The organism is Flavicella sediminum, from assembly GCF_006381105.1.
GTDB classification, from domain to species: domain Bacteria; phylum Bacteroidota; class Bacteroidia; order Flavobacteriales; family Flavobacteriaceae; genus Flavicella; species Flavicella sediminum.
The window spans coordinates 759957-785666 of the sequence record NZ_VDET01000002.1 but is presented as its reverse complement, the minus strand read 5'-3'; the positions used below and the strand labels follow the sequence as shown (position 1 = coordinate 785666).

Here is a 25710-nt window from a genome sequence, read left to right as displayed (position 1 = left end):
AAACGACCCTACTTAAAAATGCTTTAGGTGGGGTTTGTTTTTCGAAGAATAGGTAAATTGCTTGGAATTATAAATAAAAAAGAAAATGAAATTTAAATTTTTGCTTGTCGTTGTTTTGCTTCAATTAGGAACGAGTTCCTTAAAAGCCCAAAATGAAGAAAGACCAAATATCGTATGGATTGTATCAGAAGACAATTCCAAACATTATTTAAAATTATATGATACAACCGGCGCTGAAACCCCAAATATTGAAAGTTTGGCAAAAAGTGGTGTGGTTTTTAACCATGCTTTTTCAAACACACCGGTATGTAGTGCAGCAAGATCTACCTTAATTTCTTCTTCTTACGGACCTAGATTGGCAACACATTACCACAGAAGAATGGTAAAAGTACCAATGCCAGAGGGAACGGATATGTTTCCTGCGTATTTGCGCAAAGCAGGTTATTATACAGCAAACAATGCAAAAGAAGATTATAATATTAGTACCAGTGAAGGGGTGTGGGACAAGTCTTCAAAAAAATCTACTTGGAGAGATCGCAAACCAAATCAACCATTTTTCTATGTACACAATATAGAAACCACCCATGAAAGTCGTTTGCATTTTACAGAAGCTGATGTAAAAGCAGGGACAAAAACGGATGCCTCTAAAATGGTCATTCAACCCAACCATCCGCAAACCGATTTGTTTCGCTATACCCATGCACGTTACCATGATAAGATGCAAGAAATGGATCGACAGTTAGGAGCTGTTGTGGCAAAATTGAAAGCAGATGGCTTGTATGAAAATACCTTTATTTTCTATTATGGCGATCATGGTGGTGTGTTGCCAGGAAGCAAAGGTTATATCAATGAAATGGGCGTACATGTGCCGTTGGTGGTACATATTCCTACTAAATTCAAAGATTTGGTTGCCGTAAAAGCAGGTACAAGAAATGATGCTTTTGTCAGTTTTATCGATTTTGGTGCTACGGTTTTAAATTTGGCAGGTGTTGAGGTTCCGAAGGAAATGGATGGAAAGCCGTTTTTAGGAAAAGGAGTTTCTGCTAAGAATTTGGCAAAGCGTACGGAGACTTTTAGTTATACCAACCGTATGGATGAGAAATACGACATGGTACGTGCGGTAAGAAAAGGAAAATACAAATACACCAGAAACTACGAGCCTTTTAATTTTGATGGCTTAATGAACAACTACCGCTACAAGCAGTTGGGCTATCAGGAATGGATCAAGTTGTACAAAGAAGGAAAATTAAATGCAGACCAGTCTAAATTTTTCGAGCCAAAACAAGCCGAAGAATTGTACGATGTGGAAAAAGATCCTTATGAGTTGCATAATTTAGCTGCTAAAGCGGAATACAAGAAAATAGTCAAAGAACTAAGAGCCAATTTGAACAAGCGTATTGTAAGCATGCCCGATTTGTCTTTTTATCCTGAGTTTTATTTAATTAAAAATGCCTTTGAAAATCCGGTAGCTTTTGGACAAAAACATAAAAAGGACATCAAAACCTATTTAAAGACTTCGAATTTAATGTTGTTGGATTTTGACAAAGCAAAGTCGAAACTTCAAAAAGCCTTGCAAGCAAATGATCCTTGGGTGCGTTATTGGGCGTTGATCAGTGCCAGTGCTTTTGGAACGGAAGCAAAAGAATTGGCCAGTGAAATCAAAGAAATTGCCAAGAACGATACTGAATTGATCAACAAAGTAAGAGCCGCTGAGTTTTTAGGTTTGTCGAAAACAGAAAACCCAGCCAATAGCATGACGCAAGCTTTGTACGATTCTAGAGACGGTGCTGAAGCTTTGTTGATTTTAAATTCTATCGTATTGATGCAAGATTGTGCCATGAACTACAGTTTTCATTTAGACAAGAACAAAGTGCATGCAAACGTATTAGAAGAGCCTCAGGTATTGAGAAGATTGGACTATTTAAATGGACAATAAGAATTAAGAATGTTGGTTTTCGGAATTTTATTTTCTAAAACAAAAACTTGAATATAGCATAAGGCTGGTAGTTTTTAAGCAATGCTATCCGCCTTTTTTTTGAAATAATTTATAGGTATGAGAAAGCTTTTTTTTAAGATTTTAGTCTGTGTTGCTTGTGTTGGGTTCCATTTTGGACTGCAAGCTCAGCATGTTTTGTTAGGCGACAATGCGCCGCATGGTAATGTCAATGATGGAAATTTTGAAGCGGTTAGAGGCTATTGGCGACAGTCCAAACAATCGCCATTTTGGACGACTAAAAATGTAAAAGGACTTGGGGAATATGGAATGGGTTTGCATTATGGAACCTTGTTTAGCAACAATGATGTCGGAATCGCAGAATCGAAAATATTAAATACCAATCCAAATTATCAAACACCAAAAAATGGAGATAAAATTAATTGGGCTTTTGGTGCCGATTTGGAATACATCAGTCAAGGGAAAATTTCTTTCAGTTTGGTTTTTGGAAACCAGGAAAGAGTTTTAGCCAATGAATTAGCACTCAAAGGTTCTGATAAAATTGTAGAGCATTTTAGCGGAGTGTATACCTTGACAAAGGAAGATGCTTTGGCAGGTTTGCCATTTGTTCGCGTTACTTTTTATTCAGAAGATGAAATCAAGGTGTTTTTACATTATGTAAATATTAGCGTGTTAGATGCCAAAAACAAAGGACCAAAAGTAGTGGCTGAAGCCAAAGAAGACGGTATTCAATTGCATTGGGAAGATAGCTTGGCAAAAGAAAATAGCACCTATTTTGTGTACCGACAATTTCATGAAAAAGAAGGCTATAAAAAAATAGGAACAACAGCAACGGCTAGTTTTTTGGATAAAAATCCAATCAATGGTGTATCGTATACCTATGTAGTCACACGTTTTGATGAAAAAGAATCGGGAGCATCCAATAAGCTTGTTATTGCTAAAAAAGACAAGATAGCTCCTGCACCTCCAACAAATGTAAAGGCTGAGGTTTTCGATTCTGAAATAAAAATTTCTTGGAAAAAAAGCAGCGATAAAGATGTGCAGAATTATTCCTTGTTTAGAGGAGATGCCCGTGGAGAAAACTTGCAAGAAATAGCCCATGCTATTGGGAAGAATTGGTATTTAGATTTTACCCCAGTGAAAGACATCCAAAATACCTATGTGGTAGTGGCGCAAGATTATAGTGGAAATAAAAGTCAGCCTTCAAAAGTAATCAAAGCCAAAGTGAAAATGGTTTCCGGAGCTTCTTTTAGCGATTTGATTTTACCTATGCCAATTCATAAAAAACTAAGATCCAATACTTGGGGCGCCGAAGCGGTTGTACCCCGCGATGTAACCAACGGTGTTGAAGATCCAGAATGGAGTTATTGGGGTGGTCGACCTGTAAAAGACAAGGATGGAAAATACCATATGAATGTGACCCGCTGGCCTGCAAATGCTACCAAAGGGCACTGGGAGTGGCCACGTTCTACCGTAGCCCATGTGGTGTCAGAAAAACCAACAGGTCCCTATTTGGTAAAAGAAGAAACCGCTTATGAATATAACAACGGATTGGGACACAACCCAGATGTAGTTTTGTTAAATGATGGTTCTTTTTTGATGTATTCTTTGATCAATTGGAAAGCGACTTTGTTTCATTCAAAAACAATGAATGGCCCATGGAAACGATTGGGGGTTATGGAAATTGATACGAATACAACTTTAGAAAAACCGAAACTATTTTATCGTTTTGAACGAAATTTATCAGGGGTACATTTAAAAGATGGACGTTTCTTATTTGTAACAAAAGGAGGGGGCATGATGTTGAGCAAGGGAGAAAATCCTTTAGGACCCTATCAAATTATGACCGGACCTTTGCAAGGAAATTCTTTGATTCCTGAAAAATACCGCAATTCAAATTATGAAGATCCTGTGTTGTGGAAAGATGACATACAATACCATATGATGATCAATGCTTTTTTAGATTACAGAGCTATTTATTTGCGTTCGCCAGATGGCATTCATTGGAAATTTAACCCAGGTACGGCTTATACACCAAACAATACCAGTTACGAAGACGGAACCCGAACCCATTGGTATAAATTGGAACGTCCGCATATTTTACAAGATGAATTTGGAAGAGCCACCCATTTGTCGGTAGCCGTTATTGATGTGCCCAAAGCCGACGATTTGGCCAAAGACAAACACAGTTCTAAAAATATAATTTTACCCTTGGTCAAACACAAAAGAATTGCATTGTTAAACAAGCAAGGTATTACCAGTACGACTAAAAAAATTAAAATTCTAATTCGCTCTGAAAAGGGTTTCAATGCACAAACCGATATTGATTTTTCTTCGTTACGATATGGAGCTTCCGAAGAGGTAGATTATGGAAGAGGTTGTAAAGTCCGTAAAACAAAAAAGAAAGGAAAAGACATAGTGGTAGAATTTGACGGTGCAGGAAACGGACTAACAGCAGCAAATTTTGCAGGGAAACTGTTAGGAAAAACAACAGATGGAAAATTGTTTATTGCCTTTTCAAAATTAGATAAAGACTAAGAATTTTGGGAGTTGTGTGTTTTTGTCTAGTAAATTAACCTTGTTAAATAGCTACATAATAACTCTATTTGTTCATATGTTGTTTATATAAGCCAATACTTCTATAAAAAAAGCTAGGAGAAGGTTAATTTTGAAGTACAGTAACATATAGAAATTTCAAGTTTTAATATTTAAGAAATAACAAATGAAAAATTTAGTAAAAATTGTCAGTTTCCTAATCGTAGTATTTGCTTCTTCTTGTCAGAAACAAAGTGTTTGGAATGTAAAAGATTTTGGCGCCCTTGACGACAATAAAACAGTAAACACCCAAGCCATTCAAAAAGCAGTAGACGCCTGTTCCAAAGCAGGAGGAGGAACTGTACTTGTAGACGGAGGAACCTTTGTGTCGGGAACCATTTTATTAAAAGACAATGTCAATTTTAAGATTACTGAAAACACCGTATTGTTAGGAAGTATCAACCCCAACGATTACCCCGTTGTAGATCCTTTTATAGATGCCACAGGTCAGTTTCGCGGACAATGTTTTATAGGCGCCATAGATGTGCACAACGTATCCATTACCGGTAAAGGAACTATTAACGGACAAGGTGAAATGTTCACTCCTGGAAACGTTAAAAAAACAATCAAGAAATTAGGCTTGACGATTATAAAACCTGATTTTTCTAGTATAATTTCTAAGGACAGCAAATATGTAAATAACAATATTCGTTATTCTAACCGACCGTTTTTAGTGCGTTTGGTACGTGCCACACAGGTTAAAATGAAAGACATTCATTTACGTCAACCAGCCGCTTGGACTTTGCACCTTTTTCAATGTGATGAATTTGAAATAGACGGAATAGACATTCACAGTCATGCCAACAGAAATAACGATGCCATTGATATAGATTCTAGTACGCATGGAGTTATTAAAAATGCAACCATTGATTCTGGTGACGATGCCATTTGTTTTAAATCGACCAGTCCAAAACCTTCTTCAGATATTGAAGTATACGACTGTAAAATTAGCAGTCATTGGGGAGCCATTAAATTTGGAACCGAATCTATGGGAGATTATAAAAACATTACGGTAAGAGATTGTTTTATTCACGACACAAGAGGTGGAGGTATAAAAATGCTAAGTGTAGATGGTGCCAATATCGACAATGTATTGATAGAAAACATTACCATGAAAAATGTAGAAATGCCCATTTTTGTCCGTTTAGGAGAAAGAGGTTTGACCTATAGAGGTGTGGCTAAAAAGCCCGTGGGTTCTATTAACAATGTAACCATTAGAAATATAAAAGCCTATGTTTCTGACTTGCCAAAATTAAGATTGACACCCACTTCAGGTTTCTTTTTTACCGGAACACCCAATCATAAAATTGGAAGTATCAAATTTGAAAATATTGAAGTGAGTTTGCCAGGAGGTGGAACTGCCGAAGACGCAAAAATTGTAGTGCCAGAAAATGAAACCGAATATCCTGAATTCACCAAATTAGGAGCGACGCCTGCCTATGGGGTATATGCCAGACATATTGACAAACTAGAAACAAAAAACATCAAGTTTGTATTAAGAAGCGAGGACAAACGTAAAGAAATTGTTTTGGTAGATGTGAATTAGTTATTTTGATGTTACCACAAATTTAAAAAGGCTTGAAATTTATTTTCAGGCCTTTTTTGTTGGGGGTGTTTTCTGTTTATTTTGTAGATTTGAATGAAAGGAAAAATTAGCTAGACATAAATGAAGAAAGTTGAAGTAGTTGCGGCAATAATAATATATGAAGATTTAATATTATGCGCTCAAAGAGATAAAAGTCCATTAGAATATATATCGAAAAAATTTGAATTTCCTGGTGGGAAAATTGAAAGTGGAGAAACTAAAAAAGAAGCACTTAAAAGAGAACTTATTGAAGAATTAAATATTGAGCCAAATATCAATGATTTGTATTTGACTGTTACTCATACATACCCTGATTTTGAACTAACAATGCATAGTTTTATTTGTAAACCAAAATCAATGGCTATTACTTTAAATGAACATATTTCACATCAATGGTTGCCAAAAGAAAAATTGGCTAGTTTAGATTGGGCTGCTGCCGATTTACCAATTGTTTCAAAACTGATGAATAATGAATGATTCATTTAAGAATGACTTTAAAAGAAGTCTAGATACTGGATTTATAGATAAAGAAACAGAGTCGGAAGTTTTATATCGGCCTAAATTATTAGTAAACAAACAAATTCCTAAAGAAAAGGTACTTTCAACACTGCTTCAAGAATTAAGCTTTTGTGACGAGTTTATTATTTCTGTTGCATTTGTAACAACAAGTGGAATTGCTGTGTTGTTAAATGAATTATTGGTTTTAGAAGAAAAAGGAATCAAAGGTAAAATACTAGTATCTCAATATTTAAATTTTACACAACCAGAAGCTCTTAAAAAACTGTTGAAGTTTACCAATGTTGAATTGAAAATATCAACAAAGAATAACGCGCATTCAAAAGGTTATATTTTTAAAACAAAGGAATATTATAATATTATTGTTGGAAGTAGTAATTTGACATCTTCCGCTTTAACAACAAATAAGGAATGGAATTTAAAAGTTTCAGGTTTACACTCCAGTGAAATTGTAAATAATGTTCTTTCAGAATTTGAAATCGATTTTAAAGAGGCCACAATAGTAACAAGCGATTTTATTAGAGAATATGAAATAATTTATAATAAAGCTAAGTTATCAAAGATTGAAATTCCAGAAGAAACAGTAGCAGAGGAAATTGTTCCAAATGCTATGCAGACGGAAGCTCTTCAAAATTTAGAGAATTTACGAATTGATGAAAAAACTAAAGCACTAATAATTTCAGCTACAGGAACAGGGAAAACATATTTAGCCGCTTTTGATGTAGAAGCATTTCAACCTAAAAAATTATTATTCGTTGTTCATCGATTGAATATTGCTCAAAAGGCCTTGGAAACTTTTCGAAAAATATTTAAGAAGAAAAAAACTTTGGGTCTATACTCTGGAAATAATAGAGATTTAGATGCAGATTTTGTTTTTTCTACGGTGCAAACAATTTCTAGAGAAGACCATTTATCAAAATTTGACAAAGACCATTTTGATTATATTATTATTGATGAATCACACAGGTCAGGTGCAGATTCTTATTTGCGATTAATAGAATATTTCAATCCGAAATTTTTATTAGGGATGACAGCAACTCCTGAGCGTACAGATGGAAATGATATTTTTAGTTTGTTTGACCATAATATTGCATATGAAATTCGATTGAATCGAGCAATGGAAGAAGGTATGCTTAGCCAATTTCATTATTTTGGAATTACAGATTTAATAGTGAATAATGAGGAGCTAGAAAATACAAAGGATTTTAATCTTTTAACAACTGATGAAAGAGTTTCAAAAATTATAGAAAAAGCACAATTGTATGGAAGTGACAATGGAATAATAAGAGGTTTAATCTTTTGTTCTAGAAATTCGGAAGCTAAGTTGATGTCTGAGAAATTCAATTTAAATGGTTTTAAAACTATTGCTTTGTCGGGTAGTAATTCTGAAGCGGAAAGAGCTGAAGCTATTCGATTATTAGAGTCGGATAATATAAATGAAAAAATAGATTACATTTTTACTGTTGATATTTTTAATGAAGGAATAGATATTCCGAAAATTAATCAGATATTAATGATTAGGCCAACAGATTCGGCAATTGTATTTGTGCAACAACTAGGAAGAGGTTTAAGAAAAGCGAATGGAAAAGAGTATTTAACAATTGTTGATTTTATTGGGAATCACAAGAATAATTACTTGATACCTGTTGCGTTGTATGGAGATACATCTTTCAATAAAGACACTTTAAGAAAATTAATATCAGAAGGTAGTAAAATGCTTCCTGGTTCTTCAACAATTAACTTTGATGAAATTTCCAAGGATAAAATATTCAAGTCGATTGATTCTGCGAATATGAAAATTCTATCAGACTTGAAAAAAGATTATAGCTTGTTGAAATACAGATTGGGTTGTACACCTATGATGGTGGACTTTGTAAATAACGAAACTAGAGACCCTTTTCTATTTGTACAATATTCCAAATCGTATTATAATTTTGTTGTTAAAGCCGATAAAGATTTTGAACCTAGTTTGAATAAAGAATTGATCGAATTATTAGAGTTGTTCTCTCGTGAGATTAATAATGCTAAAAGAATCGAGGAAAGTTATATTCTAAAGGTGCTTTTGGAAAAAGGAAAACTTAGTCTTAAAGAATTTGGAGAAGCAATACATAATAAATACGGTTATTATCCTTCTGACGAAACCATAAAATCTTGCCTATGGAATTTAAATTTTGAATTTGTTAGAAAGGAAAAAAATATTCTTGTATTAGAGGACGATATATTCAAATTTCACAATGATTTTATAGAACATTTAACTCAAAATGATTTTAGAAAATACTTATTAGATTCTGCAAATTATTCTATTATTTCCTTCAATAAAAACTTTAAGGAAAATTATTTTAAGAACGGTTTAGTGTTATATAATAAATATGGTCGGAAAGATGTTTGTCGTTTGTTGAACTGGGAGAAAGATTTAAGTAGTGTTTTAAACGGATACATGACGGTTGATGAAAAAACACCATGTTTTGTTACTTATAAAAAATCGGATGACATAGAAGCATCAATAAAATATAATGACTATTTTGTAAATCCATCTGTTTTTGCATGGGAGTCAAAATCGAGTAGAAAGATTGATAGTAAGGATATTAAAAAGGTAGTTGATTCTAAGCGAATATTACTTTTTGTAAAGAAAAGAGACGGAGAAGGAACTGATTTTTATTTTATGGGAGATTGTTCTATAATTCCGAATTCTGTAGAACAAGCGGTGATGCCTGATAGAAAAACTCCAATTGTACATTTTAAATTTCAATTAGAACAACCTGTTACAGAGGATTTGTATAAATATATTATATCAAATAATGTTGAAGTCGACGAGGTAAAAGAAGAGATTAAACCAAAGAAAATGTTTACAATTCCGTTGTATGATTTTTATGCTGCTGCTGGGAATTTCTCTGATTTACAATCTGAAAAAACGTATACACAAATTGAAGCTCCTGAAAAATATTCTTTGAATTCAGATTATTTCGCTTGTAAAGTTATTGGAGAATCAATGAATAAAAGAATTCCAAATGGTTCTATTTGTGTTTTTAAGAAATATTCTGGGGGTTCACGTTCGGGTAAAATTTTTTTGATAGAAAACCATGATATACAAGACCCAGATTTCAATTCTGCTTTTACGGTGAAAACTTTTGCTAGTCAGAAAAATGTAACGGAAGAAGGTTGGGAACATTTGGAAATTTTATTGAAGCCTAATTCTTTCGAACCGACTTATAAAGATATTGTTATCAATGAGGATAATGCTAAGGAAATGAATGTAGTTGGAGAATTTGTAGAAGTTTTAAAATGAATAGAATTAAAACCATAAATACAGAATATTTAAGAGCTTCAAGAACTATTGATATAATTGAAGTTTCGGATAAAACGACAAGTACTGTTTTTTATATTTATAATTATGAAGGATATTCCTTTAGAGTATTTACGAGTCATGAAAATCTTATAAATTTCCTTTTACGTAAAACAGAAAGTGATGTGCATTTCTGTACGGAACATGACTTAGATGAATATTTATTTGGTGTTAAACTAATTGCATAAAAACTTAATTCGCAATATGACCATAGACATTATAGGCGCAGGAATAGGAGGTTTAACAACTGCCATTGCATTGGAACAAAAAGGTTTTACCGTTCGAGTTTTTGAGCAAGCAGAAAAAATACAAGCTGTTGGGGCAGGTATTATTTTAGCCAACAATGCCATGCAAGTATATCAGCATTTGGGTTTAAAAACGGCTATAGAAAAACTTGGAAATCCAGTTTCAGCCATGAACATCACCAAGGCCAATTTAAGTCCCTTGTCTAACATAGACTTGAGTTATTTTGAGAAAAAATACCAAGTAAAAAATACGGCCATTCACAGAGGTGTTTTGCAGCAATTATTGATTCGTGAATTAAAGTCGACAGAAATACATTTACAGCACAAACTGACCGGTATTTGTAAAAATACCCAAGGCCATACTTTGCAATTTGACAATGGAAAGGAAGTACAATCGGAAGTATTAATTGCTGCAGATGGTTTGCATTCCAAGGTGCGACAAGAATTATTTCCAGAGAATGAAATTCGAAAAGCCAAGCAAATTTGTTGGCGTGGAATCACTGATTTTAGGCTGCCCGCGACTTATAAAAACGAGCTGAATGAAGCTTGGGGCAAAACAGAGCGTTTTGGTTTTGTGCAAATAGCGGAAAATAAAGTGTATTGGTATGCGTTAAAATCTTTTAAAAAAGAAGCTGAGGAATTATCGTTGGCACAGATTGAAAATTATTTTGATGCCTATCATCCTATCATTAAAAATTTGATTGAGAGTACCAATAAACAACAGATACACACCGCTAAAATTTCCGATTTAAAACCAAGTGGCAATTGGTATCAACAAAATGTTTGTCTGCTTGGCGACGCTGCACATGCCACCACACCCAATATGGGACAAGGAGCCTGTCAGGCCATTGAAGATGCCTATGTATTGTCGGAATGTTTGCAAAAATATGAGGTCCACAAGGCCTTTGCAGAATTTCAAAAACTACGAATTGCCAAAGCCCATCAAGTGGTCAGTGCAAGTTGGATCTTAGGCAAAATGGCACATCTATCTAATCCGGTGCTTCGCGCCCTTCGGAATACCATGATGCGGGCAATGCCAAGTGCTATGAGTAGAAAACAATCAGCACAAATTTTTGAACTGACAAAGATCTAATTCGAAAACAAAAAAATGTTTGGCAAGATTATTTTTTAACCAACGGTTTTACAAGAATGCTATTTTTTCCAATGAATTTAAAAAGATAGAGCCCAGAATTCAAATTTGAAATAGCTATAGTTTCTGTTTCAAGGGGCTGACTGCTAATTAATGTTCCCAGCTGATTGTAAATTTCTAAGAATTCAAAATTTTGGAAGTTTTTTAGCTTGACAAAATTTGATGCCGGATTGGGCCAAAGTAGGGTGTTTTCTGTTACATCTTGGTAAGTATCAATAGACAAAGCCTCACTTGCAAAAACCCTGAATTCAGCCAAGCTTACCCAAGAACCCGAATAAGTGGCTGCGCCAGTTGTGGTAATTTTTAGGAATTGCGCATCTACCGCAGAAAAAATATCAATAATCGGATTTTCAGAAGTTCCAGGAGTTGTGTTTTCAATACGATTGACAAGTTCCGTATAAGGACCGTTTTCTGTAGTTGCTGCTGATACGGTAAATTGATACGCTCGGTCTGAATAGCAAACTAATTCCGTTCTTCCTAGGGAATACACAGTGCCTAAATTTATTGTAGCCGTTTGCGGAAAACCAGAAACCGACCAACGAGTATCTGTTTCATCATCTACTAGGTTGCTTACAATATTTTCGCCATCTGCGGTACCCGTTCCTGTAGTTGCCGCATGCAATGCCAAATTAGGTCCCGAAGCAGCGGCTATAATAGTAATATTGCTGCTAGCCGTAAAGCCACCATCATTGGTGGTTACAGTAATAGTGGCCGTTCCTTTGGCAAGGCCTGTAACCAAACCGGTTTCGTTAACCGTGGCAATTGAAGCATCACTGGTTGAATAGCTTACCCCCAAATTAGTAGCACTAGCCGGACGTATGCTTGGTGTTAATTGCAAACTGTTGCCAAGGCTAAGGTTTGCTGTATTTGGCGCTAAGGAAACCCCTGAAACGTTTTGTATTCCGTGCTGAACAGAAAAATCATAAACCAAAACCTCTCCATAATTATTTGGGTTGTCCGTGTCTGTTCCTTCGGCATTTGCATTGCTTTGGGTATAGTTTCCAATTTTAAAATAAGACTGATCGTAGTTCAAGTCCATAACAAAATCGTTGTCGCCATCTTTTATTAGGTAGGCCTCTGCCGTTCCGTTGTTGTAAGCATTGAAAAGATTTCCATCTTCAGCATAATAGCAGTAATGCTTATCGTCCACCACTAAAAAAATAACTTCATGAATGGTTCCAAGCACATAGTTGGATTTAATAGTAATATTACTTCGTAGTTTTCCACCATTAAAAGATAAGAATAGGTGGGTGTCTTCCAAACGCATTACCATAGAATCATCAATACCATCCTCTTTGTTTCCATGAATTTGCGTAGCTACCAATTGCGATTTGTTGATGGGTAAATGCGTAATGGCCTGTTTAACATAAACGCTATGTGTTCCTTCGGTAGTCCAGTAAACATCAGCGCTTCCGTCTGGTTTTCTTTCACGAAGCTCAGAACGAATATTGCTAGAATTAGGAGTGGTTCCATTGTCGTTTCTAATAGGAGCACGAAAAACGATGGCCGTATTAGCTTCGTTTACATAAAAGAATTCGTTGTTAGGTTCGTTACACAAGGTTTTGTCTTCAGTTCCTGTTGGGTAGGTAATTTTCCATTGTTGGCAATTCTCCATAAAGTCGGAAGGAACTTGACTTAGCGCAGGTGTTATTGTACTTGCTACTAAAATAAAGAAGGCATAGAAACGTAGGTAATTTGATATAGAATTCTTCATGGAAACGTTGGTTAAAATAAAATTTACAAATTGGTTATCCATATTGGTAAACCAATTACAGAAAACAAATAAAAGTAATTATTTTGAGTTTACATAAAAAATAAAGGAAAAGTATTTACATAAATGCTTGATATTTAAATGAAAGGAGGGGGCTTTGCCAGTTGCGTAGAGTGTGAAAAAATCCTCGTTGTAACAGAAGTAGTTTTCATAGCTATTATTCCAATTCCTCATTTTGAAAAATTTCCTCAATAGACAATTGAAATAATTTTGACATTTTAAAGGCTAGTGGTAAACTAGGATCAAATTTTCCTTTTTCAATTGCATTAACAGTCTGTCTTGATACGCCAAGTTTGTTGGCAAGGTCGGCCTGCGTGAAATTGTATTCTGCTCGAAGTACTTTTAATCTATTTTTCATTTGTAGCGCTTTTGTCCAATTAGTAAACTTATCATATAAGTAACACTCATAAAAATTACTAGGAAAGAAATTTCAGCATCGTTGCTAATAAGGTTTGTTATGTCTAATAAAGAATAACTTAACCCTCCAACAACACCCGTTCCTAGTGCTATTCCCATGGCGTCTAATTGTATTTTTTTTTGAAGATCATCTAAGGCATTAATATGTCTGATATTCATCAAAATCATTCCCAAACCTAATAAAGCGTTTAAAAGAACAGCAAGAATAGTAAGTATTGTGTTTTCATCCCAAATAAATTTTGGACCAAAGGTAGCCAGTGCCATTGAGCTTGTCCATAATGCTGTCCAGATGGCTAATTTTTTCGTGTTTTTTTTAACTTGAATTTCCCAATTTGTTGTTTTCATAAAAATAAAATTTAAGATTTTGTAAAGTTTGTTTGACACAAAGGTAGTGTATTTTTTTAAAATGTAAAGTTTTATTTACTTTTAGTCATGTTTGTTAGTCTTTTATTTGCGGATATTTAAGTTTGATTTGTAGAATCAAAGAATAGACAGCGAATGTTTTAGCTAAAAAAATAATTACTAAATTTAAGCATTCGAATTTGACAATAGTTTTATAGGACGCTTGGATGCCATGAAAAAGAAGCTATGGATATTTAAAAATGCTAAAGAAATAAAAATTGGTAGGTAGTTTAAAAGAAAAAGATGACAACAAAAGAATTGAAAAAGAGAAACGGCATTGAACAAAACAAAAAGCTTTTTGATGCGTATACACAACTAGAAAATCTTTTGCTTGCACTACGAGAAAAAGAAATTCCAGAGAATGTTATGAGCGCAATTAGTGCTTCAATCTATTCCTTAAATTTAATTCCGGATGAAGATCTAGAATTGAAAAAGCAAACCAAAAGATGTTTGTCCTATATTATTGTTCTCTTAGAAAAAGATCTTAAAATTGTGGCTATCAATCATTATCGCAACAATTGGATGGTTATTGGTATGGGCTTGGGTATGGCCATTTTTGGTATTCCGCTAGGTATATTTACAGAAAATATGGGTTTGATAGGTTTGGGCATTCCCTTAGGCATGGGTATTGGCATTGCCATTGGTGCAAATATGGATAAAAAAGCTTTGGAATCAGGTAGGCAATTGGATTTAGAAATTAAATACTAAATAAATCACCTAATTGTATACTTTAAAAAGGCTAGAAATTCTATTTAAAAAAGGAGGGTAAATTTCCATAAAAGAGCTTATTTTGGCTACGTAAAAAATACACTCTTAAAAATAGAAATAGCTTATGGCAAAAAAGAATTCACCCGCTTCCCTTAAAATGAGAATTATTCACCGATACCTTGGTTATTTTTTAGCTGGTATTATGGCGGTTTACGCTTTAAGCGGCGTTGTATTGGTTTTCAGAAAAACAAACTTTTTAAAAAATGAAGTCCTAATTGAAAAACAACTAGAACCAAATTTAACAGGACAGCAAGTAAGTCCGAAATTAAAAATGAAGTTAAAAGTTGAAAAAAAAGAAGGAGGTATTGTTTATTTCAAAGAAGGAAATTACAATCAAAAAACGGGTGTTGCAACCCTAAAAAAAATGGAGTTGCCTTTTGTTTTAGATAAAATGGTGCATATGCACAAAGCCACAACAAATAGCCCATTGTATTTTTTAAATCTCTTTTTCGGAGCTTCCTTATTATTCTTTGTGGTTTCTGCATTTTGGATGTACACCCCAAAAATGCCAGTATTTAAAAAAGGGATGTATTTTGCCTTGGCAGGAATTGTATTAACGCTAGTGATGTTGTTTGTATAAGTAGCAATAAAATTCCTAATATTTATAAAAGTCGCCGAAACAGTATGTTTTAGGCGACTTTTCGTTTTTAATATGTAGAAGTTGCTAAATCTATTAATTTATGGGATTGTGAGTTGCTGTTAATTCGCTTTTATCAATTCCCATTTTGTTCTATCACCAGTCCAACTAGTAGGAGCTTGGTTAATTTTTATTGCAGATTCACTATTGTTGATGTCGATGTCGTCATCATTTCTGCTTCTTATATTTTTCCCAGTTGCACGGTTTTGAATGAATAGATATCCATCGCTAGCGGTTACAGTTTTCCACTGCACATGTGTTCCACTACCAGAAAAAGATGATACGGAATAAATATCGGAATAATCATTGCTGTTTGTTGGACGGAAATACATTTTAGAGCCTCTATTTCTAAAACGGAAATAACCATTGTCTGTTGGAACTATTTCCCATTGTGAAAATGTACCTGACCAAGAATTCGGAACTTGAACGATCAATGAGTTTTCTAGAACATCGCTATAAGGTTTAATCTTTTTTAGACTTTGCTTATTTTTTAGATAATAATATTGGGTGAATTTATCTTTTAAATCTTGTCCTGCAGACTTTAATTCACCTGTAGTATTGTTAATCGTATTCCAGCTATTGTATAAAACAATACCATCTACACCGGCAGCAATGGCCGCGTCAATTCGAGTAGCCACTCCTGTATATTTTACATTGTTGTTGGTTTCTGAATCCCAAACAGGCAAGGATCCTGCGGCAGCAATATAATCAGGCCATAAGGAATGTTGAAACCCTAAATTATGAGTGGAAGCAATGGAAATATAATTTTTAATATTTGTTTGCTGAAGAGACAAAATACCTGCTTCAATACCCCAGTCGCATGAGCCAATTAATTCTGCCCCGTTTACTTGTCCGTACAAGGCGGAATAGATATTATTAAATTGGCCTGCATACCAAAGGGTTCCCGGACGGCTATCTTCATTAAAAGGGTTAATCCAATCGCAGCTATATTGTTGAGCAAAAGCTTTTATACGAGTAATTAAAGCATTGGTAGCTGTTGAATTTTTAACGGAAGCAACTGTCCCATTTAGTATACCATTGGCAATACGGGCTCCTCCAGATCCTTGCGCAGGATTCGCAAATATTTTAAAACCTCTTGCTTTGGCTTGTGTATAAAAATAATCATACATGGTTTCGTTTGGGTTTACATTATCTGCAAAAATGGCAATACGAATCCCATTTACACCCATTTCTTCAAAGCCATCTAAGGCGTTGTCAATAATTGTTGTATTGGTATACGCGTTGGTAATTTGCGCTTGCTTTACATCGCCAAGTACATATTCTAAATTTTCAACATAATGATGTCCTGTGGAAGTAGGAGCTTTAAAATTCCGTTTTTTAGATTTTGGATCGAGGACTGTTTCATCAATAGAACTTTGTTCCGTTTCTAGTTCATTTTCTATTTCCTCTATAGTAGAACAAGAATAAGTAAGAAATACGAAAACAGTCAATAGGCAATAACTTAAGTGTTTCATTTTTAACATGGTTTTTGTTTTTAAGGGTTGATTTTATTTAGTTAAGTCACAGGTTTTTAAAAACTTGTGACAACAGAATTACAGCTTAAAAAAGGAATAGAAAAGAAATGCGGGCGCTATTCTTCTGTTTTATACATATGCATGCAATGATTGAGATAAATAACTGTTATGAGACATTTAGTTATGAATAAATGTAGCGTTAATCTCAGGATTGAGATAAATAAATAATAGGTATAAATACCTGTTGTTCAGTGGTGTGTTGTTGTTTTAGTTTGGGGGTGCTTGCAAATTTGAAGTGATGAACGGGAAAGTTTAAAAGCCAACAAAGTGTTAAAATTCAGAAAATATTTTTTTATAACTAACCGATTGTTTAGTTTTGCTGTGTAGTTAGAAATCATGGCAAGAAAAAAACAATATAACGAAGAAGAAGTAATAGAAAAGGCGATGTACCTATTTTGGCGCAATGGCTATGAAAATACTTCTATGCAGATGCTTGAAAAACAAATGGGCATCAATAAATTTTCGATCTATGCCAGTTTTGGAAACAAACATGGGGTTTTTGTAGAGAGCTTAAAATGTTATCAAGAAAAGACCAAAACGATGTTTGATAAATTTAAAAATGCTTCTGGTGGTGTGGAAGATATCAAACAATTTTTTTATGATTCGGTGGCCATAGGGTACCAACAAGGATTTGAAAAAGGCTGTATGGTGACAAATACTTACAATGAATTTTCAGGAAGCGAAGATCAAATTATAAAAGAACAAATGGCTTCTTTTATGAAAAGCTTGAAGAATTTATTTATTGAAAAACTAAAAATGGATAGCACTAAAAATGACGAAACGCTTCAAAAACAAGCCAATTTTTTGGTCTTAGCAAAACACGGTTTGGCAGCAGCAACCCGTGTAAATGATAAAAAAGAAATAGAAGATTATATAGAAATGACCTTTAAAAATCTTTGACATTTTTTTTACACAATAACTAACCGATTGTTTAGTTATTGAAAATTTATAAAAACAGAAATAAAATAATTCATCACAAATTAAAAATTAGAAAATATGACAACTTTAAAAATTCACAACATTGAATCAGCACCTGAAGGTAGCAAGGCTTTATTAGAACAATCTTTAAAATCAAATGGAATGATACCTGGTTTACATGGTGTTTTAGCAGGAGCTCCTGGTATTTTAGAAGCCTACCAAACCATTCATAAATTATTTACAGAGACTTCATTTGACAAAGAGGAGTTAACGGTGGTTTGGCAAACAATTAATGTAGAGCATGCATGTCATTATTGTGTTCCTGCACATACGGCCATTGCAAACATGATGAAAGTGGATCAAAGTATTTCAGAGGCTTTGCGTAATGAAACGCCACTTGAAAACCCGAAATTAGAAGCCTTACGTACCTTAACTTTAGTAATTACTAGAAATAGAGGACATGTAACTCCAGAAGAATTACAAGCATTTTATGCAGTAGGTTATGGTGAGCAACAAGTATTAGAAGTAATTTTAGGATTGTCACAAAAAGTGATTAGTAACTATACCAATCATATTGCCAATACACCTGTAGATGCCCCTTTTCAAAAGTTTGCTTGGACAAAAGAAAATGTAGCTTCTTAAGTTTATAAATAATACAAAGTGAATGTGACCAAACTTCCGTGATTTTTGCGGAAGTTTGGTCGTCTTCAAATAGTTTGAAACGCATTCCTTGAGAAAAAGAAGTTTGAAATAAAATATTTAAAAAAAATTACATGAACAAGTCAACTACTTTAGACTCTTTATTAGAAAACAAACGAAATGAGGCTTCTAAAAAATTTACAGAAGAACGCCTTCAAATTTATGCCGATGGAATTTTAGCGGTTAAAAATTCAGGCGTATTAGAGAAAGCTTTAACCATAGGTGATAAAGCACCTAATTTTAGTTTAAAAAATGCTTTAAATACATCTGTTTCTTTAGCTGAAGAATTGAAAAAAGGTCCAGTGGTATTGACTTGGTACCGAGGTGGCTGGTGTCCCTATTGCAATATTACCTTGCACTATTTACAAGAAAAATTGCCTGAATTTCAAAAAGCAGGAGCAAGCTTATTAGCGTTAACACCAGAATTACCAGACAAATCGTTAAGTACTTCTGAAAAAAATAATTTAGAATTTTCGGTTTTAAGTGATGTTGGCAATAAAGTAGCAAAAGAATTTGGAGTTGTTTTTGAACTCACCAAAGAAGTAGCAGCTATTTACGAAACAGCTTTTGGGTTGAGTGCTTATAATGGAGATGAAGGAAATCAGTTGCCCTTAGCTGCCACCTATGTCATTGATCAAAAAGGAATCATTCAATATGCCTTTTTAGACGAAGATTATAGAAATAGAGCAGAGCCTTCCGAAATTATTTCAGCCTTATCAAAATTGAAATAAGAAAAAAAAATTAAAGTCCTTAACGAAGGAATTTATTTCAAATAGCGACTCTTTTTAATGTAGGTATTTCCTTATTTTAACGACTATAAAATCCTTGTTCGACGGTTGCTTCATTTTAAAGGACGGCGGCAATGAAGGATGATAAATTAAAAACAAAACTAAAATGAAAGAAAAATTAAAAATAGATATTGTTTCTGATGTTGTATGCCCTTGGTGTACCATTGGTTACAAACGTTTGGAAAAAGCAATTGTTGAATTAGGTATTGAAGATCAGGTAGAAATTGAATGGCAGCCTTTTGAATTAAATCCGAATATGCCGGTGGAAGGTCAAAATTTACAGGAACATATTGCTGAAAAATATGGTTCTACGTCAGAACAACAAAAACAATCGCAAGACCAAATGACGGAAGCTGGTGCTGAACTAGGCTTTGACTTTGACTTTTTTGAAGACATGCGTATGGCAAATACTTTTGAAGCCCATATTTTGTTGGAATATGCAAAAGAATTTGGCAAGCAAACAGAATTAAAAATGCGCCTAACGGCTTCTTTTTTTAGTGAGCGAAAAGATGTTTCAAAAAGAACTGTTTTAAAAGAGGCTTTGTTAGCCGTAGGTTTAAATGCTGAAGAAGCTTTGGCAAGATTAGACAACGAAGAAATAAGAAACGAAGTAAAAGAGCAGGAAGGCTATTGGCAAAAATTAGGTGTTCGTTCTGTGCCTACCATTGTTTTTAATAGAAAAAATGCCGTTACAGGAGCACAACCTGTTAGTGTGTTTAAACAAGTGTTAACTGAGTTTCTCGAAAATAAATAAAGTCTAAAAAGGAATGACTTGAATTAATTTTAAATTAGTGTCTGTTCTGTTCAAACCTTTGACTTTATAAATGGCCGTAAAATGTTGGTGTTTGGGCAAGTACTTTTTTTCAAACTGGGCAATGCTGTCTAAATTTGTAAAATAAGCTACGGTGGCACTTACACCAATATCGTGCTGTGAAAAAAACACAAAATGTTCTTTATTTCCAATGCTCGCATATTTTGAAACAATTGCGTATTCTTCCGTTGTGGTTTTAGAATTTAATGGGATTTTTATGTCCTTTATTTCCGGGTGCTTGGAAACAACTAATTGCTCTTCTTTAATTTTACAATAAGGATTCCCTTCATTAAAAAAAGTAAGAAATTGATTTTTGTTTTTGGTAGGCCCTACATAAATAGCATTTCTTTCTTTTATTTCGGGAATAGAAGTTTGTGTAGAAAATCGAATTTCAAATTTCCGATCATGCTGCTGATAGAGCTCTTGTAATTTCTGAGTGGTAATAGCACTCATTCTGGTGCTATAGCTATATTGTGCCGGTTTTATTTTATCTCTTAACTCTGGTTGTGCGTCTAAAAGTTGGTAAAACTCATTGGTGGTATTGATATTAAAATCACGTGTCCAACCGTAGCCATTGGTAATGGTAGTTCCCGTAATTCCAAAATGATCTCCGATAAATAAATTACTATGCTCCTCTGTTTCTAAAAAGCTTTTCCAAATTTTAGGTGCTTTTGGCGTGGTATTCATTGAAATAATAGTAGCAATGGCAATAACCAAACCTGTATAAGGAATTAGTTGCTTCCAATTTATTTTTCGTTTCGGTTTTGTATAAATTTCAGATTTAGCAAAACTTACCTTGTATTGTCCTTTTTCTATGGAAAGTCGCCAAAGATCTTCTTTGCCTTCTTCGGTATAATAAGACACAAGTTTCTTCCTTAAGTTGTACACATTTACCCGAACTCGAGGATTGTTGCGCTCTTCAATTTCTTTGCTGCCAAAAAATTCTATGTCAATAACCCCTTCTTTTAAAACCGTGTTTTTTAAGGTAGCTTCATGTAAATATTGCAATAAAGCACTGCTTGTCGGCGCATTTTTTAAGGTACTGCTATTTCTTATTTTAGTAACAATTTCTTGTTTTTGCGAAGGGGTCAGTTGCATGGTCTTTTTTAGTATTCGTTGTATTTGCTGAGCATTTAAAGATTCATTAACCGTTATAGCTACCGTTAAAGCTGCGTTAAAGTTATGAAAACAAAAGCGTGTGACTAAATTTGAGGGAGTGTTTTTTAAATTTCGTTTTAAAAAGCCAATGACCGTTTCCTTTAGGATATTAAAATAAATGCAAGCGCATGAGAACATTTTTAGATGATGATTTTATTTTGGAAACTTCGGTAGCGAAGGAACTCTATCATAACAAGGCGGTGCATATGCCTATTATTGATTACCACTGTCATTTAGACCCAAAGGTGATTGCTGAGAATAAGAATTTTCGAAATCTGACACATTTGTGGTTAGACGGTGACCATTACAAATGGAGAAGTATGCGTACCAATGGAGTGGATGAAAAATTTTGTACTGGTGATGCCAGTGATTGGGAGAAATTTCAAAAATGGGCAGCAACTGTTCCGTATACTTTAAGAAATCCTTTGTATCACTGGACCCATATGGAATTAAAATCTTTTTTTGGTTACGAAGGTATTTTAAATGCTGATACAGCCAAAGAAGTTTGGGACCTAGCCAATGACAAACTAAAAACAGAGGCTTACAAACCGCAAGGCTTAATGAAAATGATGCAGGTAGAATTGGTGTGTACCACAGATGACCCCATTGATTCTTTGGAATATCACAAACAAATTGCGGAAAGTAATTGTACAACCAGAGTTTTGCCTACTTGGCGTCCCGACAAAGCAATGGCGGTAGAAGAGGTGAATATTTACAATGAATACATAGATCGCTTAGAAAAAGTTTCAAATAGTCGAATAAATACATTAGAAGATTTGATGGCAGCTTTGAACCAACGTCACGATTTTTTTGATGCCATGGGCTGTAAAATTTCGGATCACGGAATTGAGGAGTTTTATGCAGAAGACTATCAAGAATCAGAAATTAAAACCTTTTTTTACAAGCTTCGTTCTGGAATTGAATTGTCAAATAAAGAAATTCGTAAATTCAAATCGGCCATGTTGTACGAGTTTGGTTTGATGGATCATAAAAAAGGTTGGACACAGCAATACCATTATGGGGCTATTCGAAATAATAACAGTAGATTGTTAGAGAAATTAGGGCCAGATGCGGGTTTTGACTCCATTCATGATATTAGTGTGGCAGGTTCTATGTCTAAATTTTTAGATCGATTGGATCGAAGTGATCAATTGGGCAAAACAATTATTTACAATCTAAATCCGGCACACAATGAAGTAGTGGCAACCATGATTGGCAATTTTCAAGATGGTTCTGTTCCAGGGAAAATTCAATTTGGTACCGGTTGGTGGTTTTTAGATCAAAAAGCAGGAATGGAAAGTCAAATGAATACCTTGTCTAATTTAGGTTTGCTGAGTCGTTTTATTGGTATGCTGACCGATTCTAGAAGTTTTTTATCCTATTCTAGACATGAATATTTTAGAAGAATATTATGCAATTTATTGGGGAACGATTTAAAAAAAGGATTGATCTCAAGCGATATGAAGCTATTAGAAAAAATGGTGGAAGATATTAGTTATTACAACGCAAAAAATTATTTCAAATTTCAATAAAATAAAATGAAAAAAACACATCAAAAACTAACCTTACTTATCTTGCTTTTGAGTTTTGCAGTAAGTGGAATGAAAACTGACACTGAAAAATTCAACAATTTACAAGCCAATCCAAAGAAAACAGCAATTCAATATTTATCAGGAAAAGGAAAAGACAGCATGGTAGCATGGGATTTTTATTGTTCTGATGGACGAGGAAGTAAAGAGTGGACAAAAATTGGAGTTCCTTCTTGTTGGGAATTGCAAGGTTTTGGAAATTATAATTACGGTCACGATGAAAAATCTAAAAAAACAATCTATAAGGAGTATGGACTTTACAAACATCAATTTAAGGTTCCAAAAGAATGGAAGAACAGAGAGGTGAAAATTGTTTTTGAAGGCGTGATGACAGATGCCGAAGTGAAAATTAATGGAAAATTGGCGGGAGAAATTCACCAAGGTGCTTTTTACGAGTTCAAATATTCCATTTCTAAGTTGTTAAAGTACGATGAGGAGAATCTTTTAGAGGTAAAAGTAAACAAGGTTTCCGCAAATGCTTCTATCAATTTTGCAGAACGCAATGCCGATTTTTGGATTTTTGGAGGCATCTTTCGACCTGTTTATTTAGAGGCTTTGCCAAAAGAAAATGTCAGTCGTGTGGCTATTGATGCCAAAGCAGATGGAAGTATTGTTACCGATGTTTTTACAGATTCTAAAAAAGCAAAGTCGGTTGCCCTGTTTTTATCGGATGTTAACGGAAACAAAATACAAGAGTTGTCTATTTCTAAAAGCATGCAAGAAAAAGGAAAATGGGCCTTAACAACAAAAGCAAAAAACATCAAATCGTGGAATCCAGAACAACCAAATTTATACGATTTAAATATTCAGCTTTTAGATAAAAACAAGCATGTGTTGCACATAGTAAAAGAGCGAATTGGTTTTAGAACGGTTGAAGTTTTAGAAGGAGATGGAATTTATGTAAATGGGGTACGTATCAAATTTAAAGGAGTGAATAGGCATTCTTTTTATCCTTCATCGGGTAGAACTACCTCAAAAACTTTGAGTATCAAACACGCACAAATGATAAAAGATATGAATATGAATGCGGTTCGTATGTCTCATTATCCTCCAGATAAACATTTTTTGGCCGCTTGCGACTCTATAGGTTTGTTTGTAATTGATGAGGTGTGTACGTGGCATTCTCCGCATTTAGATACAGAAGTAGGAGAAAAAATTGTAAAAGAAACTGTGGTTAGAGATGTCAATCATCCTTCTATATTGTTATGGGCCAACGGAAATGAAACAGGTTGGAATACCGAGTTAGACGATGACTATGCTATTTGGGATATTCAAAAAAGAGAGGTGTTGCACCCTTGGAATATTTTTAATAAAACCAATACCATGCACTATCCGAGTTATCATGTGTTTGCTTATGATACTTATGCAAAAGATAAAATTTATTTTCCAACGGAGTTTTTACATGGTTTGTATGATGGTGGTCATGGAGCGGGTTTAGAGGATTATTGGCAACAAATGTGGAACATGCCTTTGTCGGCTGGTGGATTTTTATGGGATTTTGCCGACGAAGCAGTGGTTAGAACAGATAAGAATGGAATATTAGATACCGATGGAAATCATGCGTCAGACGGAATTGTGGGACCTTATGGAGAAAAAGAAGCGAGTTATTTTACCATCAAAGAAGTTTGGTCGCCTATTTCAATAGAAAAACGTTATATAAAACCAGATTTCACGGGTGTTTTTAGGGTAGAAAACAGATTTCATTATACCCATTTAAACGAATGCAAGATGACGGCAAAATGGGGGCAGTTTAACGGGCCAAACGGAATAGATACAATCAAAATAATTTCAGAAAACTCGATTGATTTGCCTGATTTAAAACCTTCAGAAAAAGGGACGTTTAAAATAGCCTTGCCAAAAAACTGGAAAACGGCTGATGTGCTGACTATGACGGCAACGGCGCCAAACGGATTGGAAATATTTACTTGGAGTTATCCTGTAAAAACACCAAAGGAAATAAACAAAAATCTTGTTGATTTTTCAGAAAAAGGAAAGCTAAAAACTTCGGTAACAGATGGATTGATTCATATAGAAGCAAACGGAGTTCATTTTTCATTTTCAGAAAAAACAAGTTTGTTGCAAGAGGTTAAAAAAGGAAACAAGTTGATTCCGTTTACCAATGGACCTGTTATTTTTGAGCATAAAGACAAGATTGAATCGGTAAAAATAAAGAAACTGAAAAACCGAGTCGAAATTGTTACAGTATTTGAAATGTCAGACAAATCTCCAGCTTGGGCAAGTCATAAAGAATATAGTTCAGACAAAATTACTTGGACGGTTTATGCAAATGGTTTATTGAATTTAGATGTAGAAATAAAAGGAAAAAAAATAGTAAAAGGCTATAAAGGAATTACATTTTCTTTTCCAGAAACCGAAGTTGCAGGGATGAAATGGTTGGGAGATGGACCGTACCGTGTTTGGAGAAATAGAATGAAAGGAACAAAATTTCAAGTATGGGAAAACGACTATAACAATACCGTTACGGGAGAATCTGGATTTGTATATCCTGAATTTAAAGGGTTTTTCTCTAGTTTGAATTGGGTTCAGTTAAAAGGAAAAAACAACAATGGATTTACGGTCTATTGCAATTCTGAAAATACTTTTCTTAGAATGCTAACTCCAGAGAGTCCGAAGGAAGACCCTAGGAAAAGAGTTTCTCCTCAGTTTCCAAAAGGGGACATTTCCTTTGTAAAAAATATTCCAGCTATTGGAACCAAATTCCAAACAGGAGATGCTATGGGTCCACAAGGAAATTCTGAAAACTATTTTGGAAATGATGATGAGCCGATTAGTATCAACTTAACGTTTGAGTTTTACTAAAACAATATT

General features: G+C 34.3%; 20 protein-coding genes. 15 read left to right on the top strand and 5 right to left on the bottom strand.

Going from position 1 to position 25710, the window contains the following annotated elements:
* The first annotated feature begins 85 nt into the window (after window positions 1-85).
* The 7 genes from FGM02_RS03690 to FGM02_RS03660 all read left to right on the top strand — a co-directional run bounded on the left by FGM02_RS03690 (window position 86) and on the right by FGM02_RS03660 (window position 11331).
* Complete coding sequence (locus FGM02_RS03690; protein ID WP_139956967.1) at window positions 86-1936, top strand: sulfatase-like hydrolase/transferase; 1851 nt, start codon at window positions 86-88, stop codon at window positions 1934-1936.
* Window positions 1937-2053: 117 nt separating this feature from the next.
* Entirely contained in the window at window positions 2054-4492 is a 2439-nt protein-coding gene (locus tag FGM02_RS03685; RefSeq protein WP_139956966.1) for a hypothetical protein, read from the top strand.
* 184 nt (window positions 4493-4676) lie between these two features.
* Entirely contained in the window at window positions 4677-6095 is a 1419-nt protein-coding gene (locus tag FGM02_RS03680) for a glycoside hydrolase family 28 protein (RefSeq protein ID WP_139956965.1), read from the top strand.
* Window positions 6096-6215: 120 nt separating this feature from the next.
* Window positions 6216-6611, top strand: a complete 396-nt coding sequence (locus FGM02_RS03675; protein WP_139956964.1) for a (deoxy)nucleoside triphosphate pyrophosphohydrolase — start codon at window positions 6216-6218, stop codon at window positions 6609-6611.
* Window positions 6604-9936, top strand: coding sequence for a DUF3427 domain-containing protein (locus FGM02_RS03670; protein ID WP_139956963.1), 3333 nt, complete (start codon window positions 6604-6606; stop codon window positions 9934-9936). Before FGM02_RS03675 ends, FGM02_RS03670 begins: the two co-directional genes overlap by 8 nt.
* A complete protein-coding gene (locus tag FGM02_RS03665; protein ID WP_139956962.1) occupies window positions 9933-10181 on the top strand; it encodes a hypothetical protein in 249 nt (82 codons plus the stop codon). The genes FGM02_RS03670 and FGM02_RS03665 overlap by 4 nt, the downstream gene beginning before the upstream one ends.
* A 16-nt stretch (window positions 10182-10197) precedes the next feature.
* The gene (locus FGM02_RS03660; RefSeq protein WP_139956961.1) at window positions 10198-11331 is read left to right on the top strand and encodes an FAD-dependent monooxygenase; all 1134 of its coding nucleotides are present in this window, start codon (window positions 10198-10200) and stop codon (window positions 11329-11331) included.
* A gap of 28 nt (window positions 11332-11359) precedes the next feature.
* Here FGM02_RS03660 and FGM02_RS18355 read toward each other — a convergent pair whose 3' ends face one another.
* The 3 genes from FGM02_RS18355 to FGM02_RS03645 form a co-directional block, all read right to left on the bottom strand.
* Window positions 11360-13102 carry a polysaccharide lyase family 7 protein gene (locus tag FGM02_RS18355; protein ID WP_317133618.1) on the bottom strand — a complete coding sequence of 581 codons (1743 nt, stop codon included), beginning with the start codon at window positions 13100-13102 and terminating at the stop codon, window positions 11360-11362.
* A gap of 214 nt (window positions 13103-13316) precedes the next feature.
* A complete protein-coding gene (locus FGM02_RS03650; RefSeq protein WP_139956959.1) occupies window positions 13317-13517 on the bottom strand; it encodes a helix-turn-helix transcriptional regulator in 201 nt (66 codons plus the stop codon).
* Entirely contained in the window at window positions 13514-13921 is a 408-nt protein-coding gene (locus FGM02_RS03645) for a hypothetical protein (RefSeq protein WP_139956958.1), read from the bottom strand. The genes FGM02_RS03650 and FGM02_RS03645 overlap by 4 nt, the downstream gene beginning before the upstream one ends.
* A 300-nt stretch (window positions 13922-14221) precedes the next feature.
* Here FGM02_RS03645 and FGM02_RS03640 point away from each other — a divergent pair, with 300 nt between their 5' ends.
* Together FGM02_RS03640 and FGM02_RS03635 are read left to right on the top strand one after the other, a co-directional pair.
* Window positions 14222-14686 carry a hypothetical protein gene (locus tag FGM02_RS03640; RefSeq protein WP_243739346.1) on the top strand — a complete coding sequence of 155 codons (465 nt, stop codon included), beginning with the start codon at window positions 14222-14224 and terminating at the stop codon, window positions 14684-14686.
* Window positions 14687-14810: 124 nt separating this feature from the next.
* Window positions 14811-15326 carry a hypothetical protein gene (locus FGM02_RS03635; RefSeq protein WP_139956957.1) on the top strand — a complete coding sequence of 172 codons (516 nt, stop codon included), beginning with the start codon at window positions 14811-14813 and terminating at the stop codon, window positions 15324-15326.
* A 119-nt stretch (window positions 15327-15445) separates the two neighbouring features.
* On the opposite strand, the gene FGM02_RS03630 is transcribed toward FGM02_RS03635, so the two are convergent.
* Window positions 15446-16858, bottom strand: coding sequence for an RICIN domain-containing protein (locus FGM02_RS03630; protein WP_139956956.1), 1413 nt, complete (start codon window positions 16856-16858; stop codon window positions 15446-15448).
* A 396-nt stretch (window positions 16859-17254) separates the two neighbouring features.
* Here FGM02_RS03630 and FGM02_RS03625 point away from each other — a divergent pair, with 396 nt between their 5' ends.
* The 4 genes from FGM02_RS03625 (at window position 17255) to FGM02_RS03610 (ending at window position 20077) form a co-directional block, all read left to right on the top strand.
* A complete protein-coding gene (locus FGM02_RS03625; RefSeq protein WP_139956955.1) occupies window positions 17255-17818 on the top strand; it encodes a TetR/AcrR family transcriptional regulator in 564 nt (187 codons plus the stop codon).
* Between the two features lie 96 nt (window positions 17819-17914).
* Window positions 17915-18478, top strand: a complete 564-nt coding sequence (locus FGM02_RS03620) for a carboxymuconolactone decarboxylase family protein (RefSeq protein ID WP_139956954.1) — start codon at window positions 17915-17917, stop codon at window positions 18476-18478.
* A gap of 131 nt (window positions 18479-18609) precedes the next feature.
* Complete coding sequence (locus FGM02_RS03615) at window positions 18610-19266, top strand: peroxiredoxin-like family protein (RefSeq protein ID WP_139956953.1); 657 nt, start codon at window positions 18610-18612, stop codon at window positions 19264-19266.
* A 163-nt stretch (window positions 19267-19429) separates the two neighbouring features.
* On the top strand, window positions 19430-20077 hold the full coding sequence (locus FGM02_RS03610) for a DsbA family oxidoreductase (RefSeq protein ID WP_139956952.1): 648 nt from the start codon (window positions 19430-19432) through the stop codon (window positions 20075-20077).
* A gap of 3 nt (window positions 20078-20080) precedes the next feature.
* On the opposite strand, the gene FGM02_RS03605 is transcribed toward FGM02_RS03610, so the two are convergent.
* Window positions 20081-21232: a helix-turn-helix domain-containing protein gene (locus FGM02_RS03605; RefSeq protein WP_139956951.1), complete on the bottom strand. Its 1152-nt coding sequence runs from the start codon at window positions 21230-21232 to the stop codon at window positions 20081-20083.
* A gap of 188 nt (window positions 21233-21420) precedes the next feature.
* Here FGM02_RS03605 and uxaC point away from each other — a divergent pair, with 188 nt between their 5' ends.
* Window positions 21421-22824, top strand: coding sequence for a glucuronate isomerase (uxaC, locus tag FGM02_RS03600; RefSeq protein WP_139956950.1), 1404 nt, complete (start codon window positions 21421-21423; stop codon window positions 22822-22824).
* Between the two features lie 6 nt (window positions 22825-22830).
* Entirely contained in the window at window positions 22831-25701 is a 2871-nt protein-coding gene (locus FGM02_RS03595; protein WP_139956949.1) for a glycoside hydrolase family 2 protein, read from the top strand.
* Window positions 25702-25710 lie beyond the last annotated feature (9 nt).

Excerpts from the sequence above, each read along its gene's own strand:
- FGM02_RS03690 (WP_139956967.1), top strand. The coding sequence starts at position 86 with ATGAAATTTAAATTTTTGCTTGTCGTTGTTTTGCTTCAATTAGGAACG.
- FGM02_RS03685 (WP_139956966.1), top strand. The coding sequence starts at position 2,054 with ATGAGAAAGCTTTTTTTTAAGATTTTAGTCTGTGTTGCTTGTGTTGGG.
- FGM02_RS03680 (WP_139956965.1), top strand. The coding sequence starts at position 4,677 with ATGAAAAATTTAGTAAAAATTGTCAGTTTCCTAATCGTAGTATTTGCT.
- FGM02_RS03675 (WP_139956964.1), top strand. The coding sequence starts at position 6,216 with ATGAAGAAAGTTGAAGTAGTTGCGGCAATAATAATATATGAAGATTTA.
- FGM02_RS03670 (WP_139956963.1), top strand. The coding sequence starts at position 6,604 with ATGAATGATTCATTTAAGAATGACTTTAAAAGAAGTCTAGATACTGGA.
- FGM02_RS03665 (WP_139956962.1), top strand. The coding sequence starts at position 9,933 with ATGAATAGAATTAAAACCATAAATACAGAATATTTAAGAGCTTCAAGA.
- FGM02_RS03660 (WP_139956961.1), top strand. The coding sequence starts at position 10,198 with ATGACCATAGACATTATAGGCGCAGGAATAGGAGGTTTAACAACTGCC.
- FGM02_RS18355 (WP_317133618.1), bottom strand. The coding sequence starts at position 13,102 with ATGAAGAATTCTATATCAAATTACCTACGTTTCTATGCCTTCTTTATT.
- FGM02_RS03650 (WP_139956959.1), bottom strand. The coding sequence starts at position 13,517 with ATGAAAAATAGATTAAAAGTACTTCGAGCAGAATACAATTTCACGCAG.
- FGM02_RS03645 (WP_139956958.1), bottom strand. The coding sequence starts at position 13,921 with ATGAAAACAACAAATTGGGAAATTCAAGTTAAAAAAAACACGAAAAAA.
- FGM02_RS03640 (WP_243739346.1), top strand. The coding sequence starts at position 14,222 with ATGACAACAAAAGAATTGAAAAAGAGAAACGGCATTGAACAAAACAAA.
- FGM02_RS03635 (WP_139956957.1), top strand. The coding sequence starts at position 14,811 with ATGGCAAAAAAGAATTCACCCGCTTCCCTTAAAATGAGAATTATTCAC.
- FGM02_RS03630 (WP_139956956.1), bottom strand. The coding sequence starts at position 16,858 with ATGAAACACTTAAGTTATTGCCTATTGACTGTTTTCGTATTTCTTACT.
- FGM02_RS03625 (WP_139956955.1), top strand. The coding sequence starts at position 17,255 with ATGGCAAGAAAAAAACAATATAACGAAGAAGAAGTAATAGAAAAGGCG.
- FGM02_RS03620 (WP_139956954.1), top strand. The coding sequence starts at position 17,915 with ATGACAACTTTAAAAATTCACAACATTGAATCAGCACCTGAAGGTAGC.
- FGM02_RS03615 (WP_139956953.1), top strand. The coding sequence starts at position 18,610 with ATGAACAAGTCAACTACTTTAGACTCTTTATTAGAAAACAAACGAAAT.
- FGM02_RS03610 (WP_139956952.1), top strand. The coding sequence starts at position 19,430 with ATGAAAGAAAAATTAAAAATAGATATTGTTTCTGATGTTGTATGCCCT.
- FGM02_RS03605 (WP_139956951.1), bottom strand. The coding sequence starts at position 21,232 with ATGCAACTGACCCCTTCGCAAAAACAAGAAATTGTTACTAAAATAAGA.
- uxaC (WP_139956950.1), top strand. The coding sequence starts at position 21,421 with ATGAGAACATTTTTAGATGATGATTTTATTTTGGAAACTTCGGTAGCG.
- FGM02_RS03595 (WP_139956949.1), top strand. The coding sequence starts at position 22,831 with ATGAAAAAAACACATCAAAAACTAACCTTACTTATCTTGCTTTTGAGT.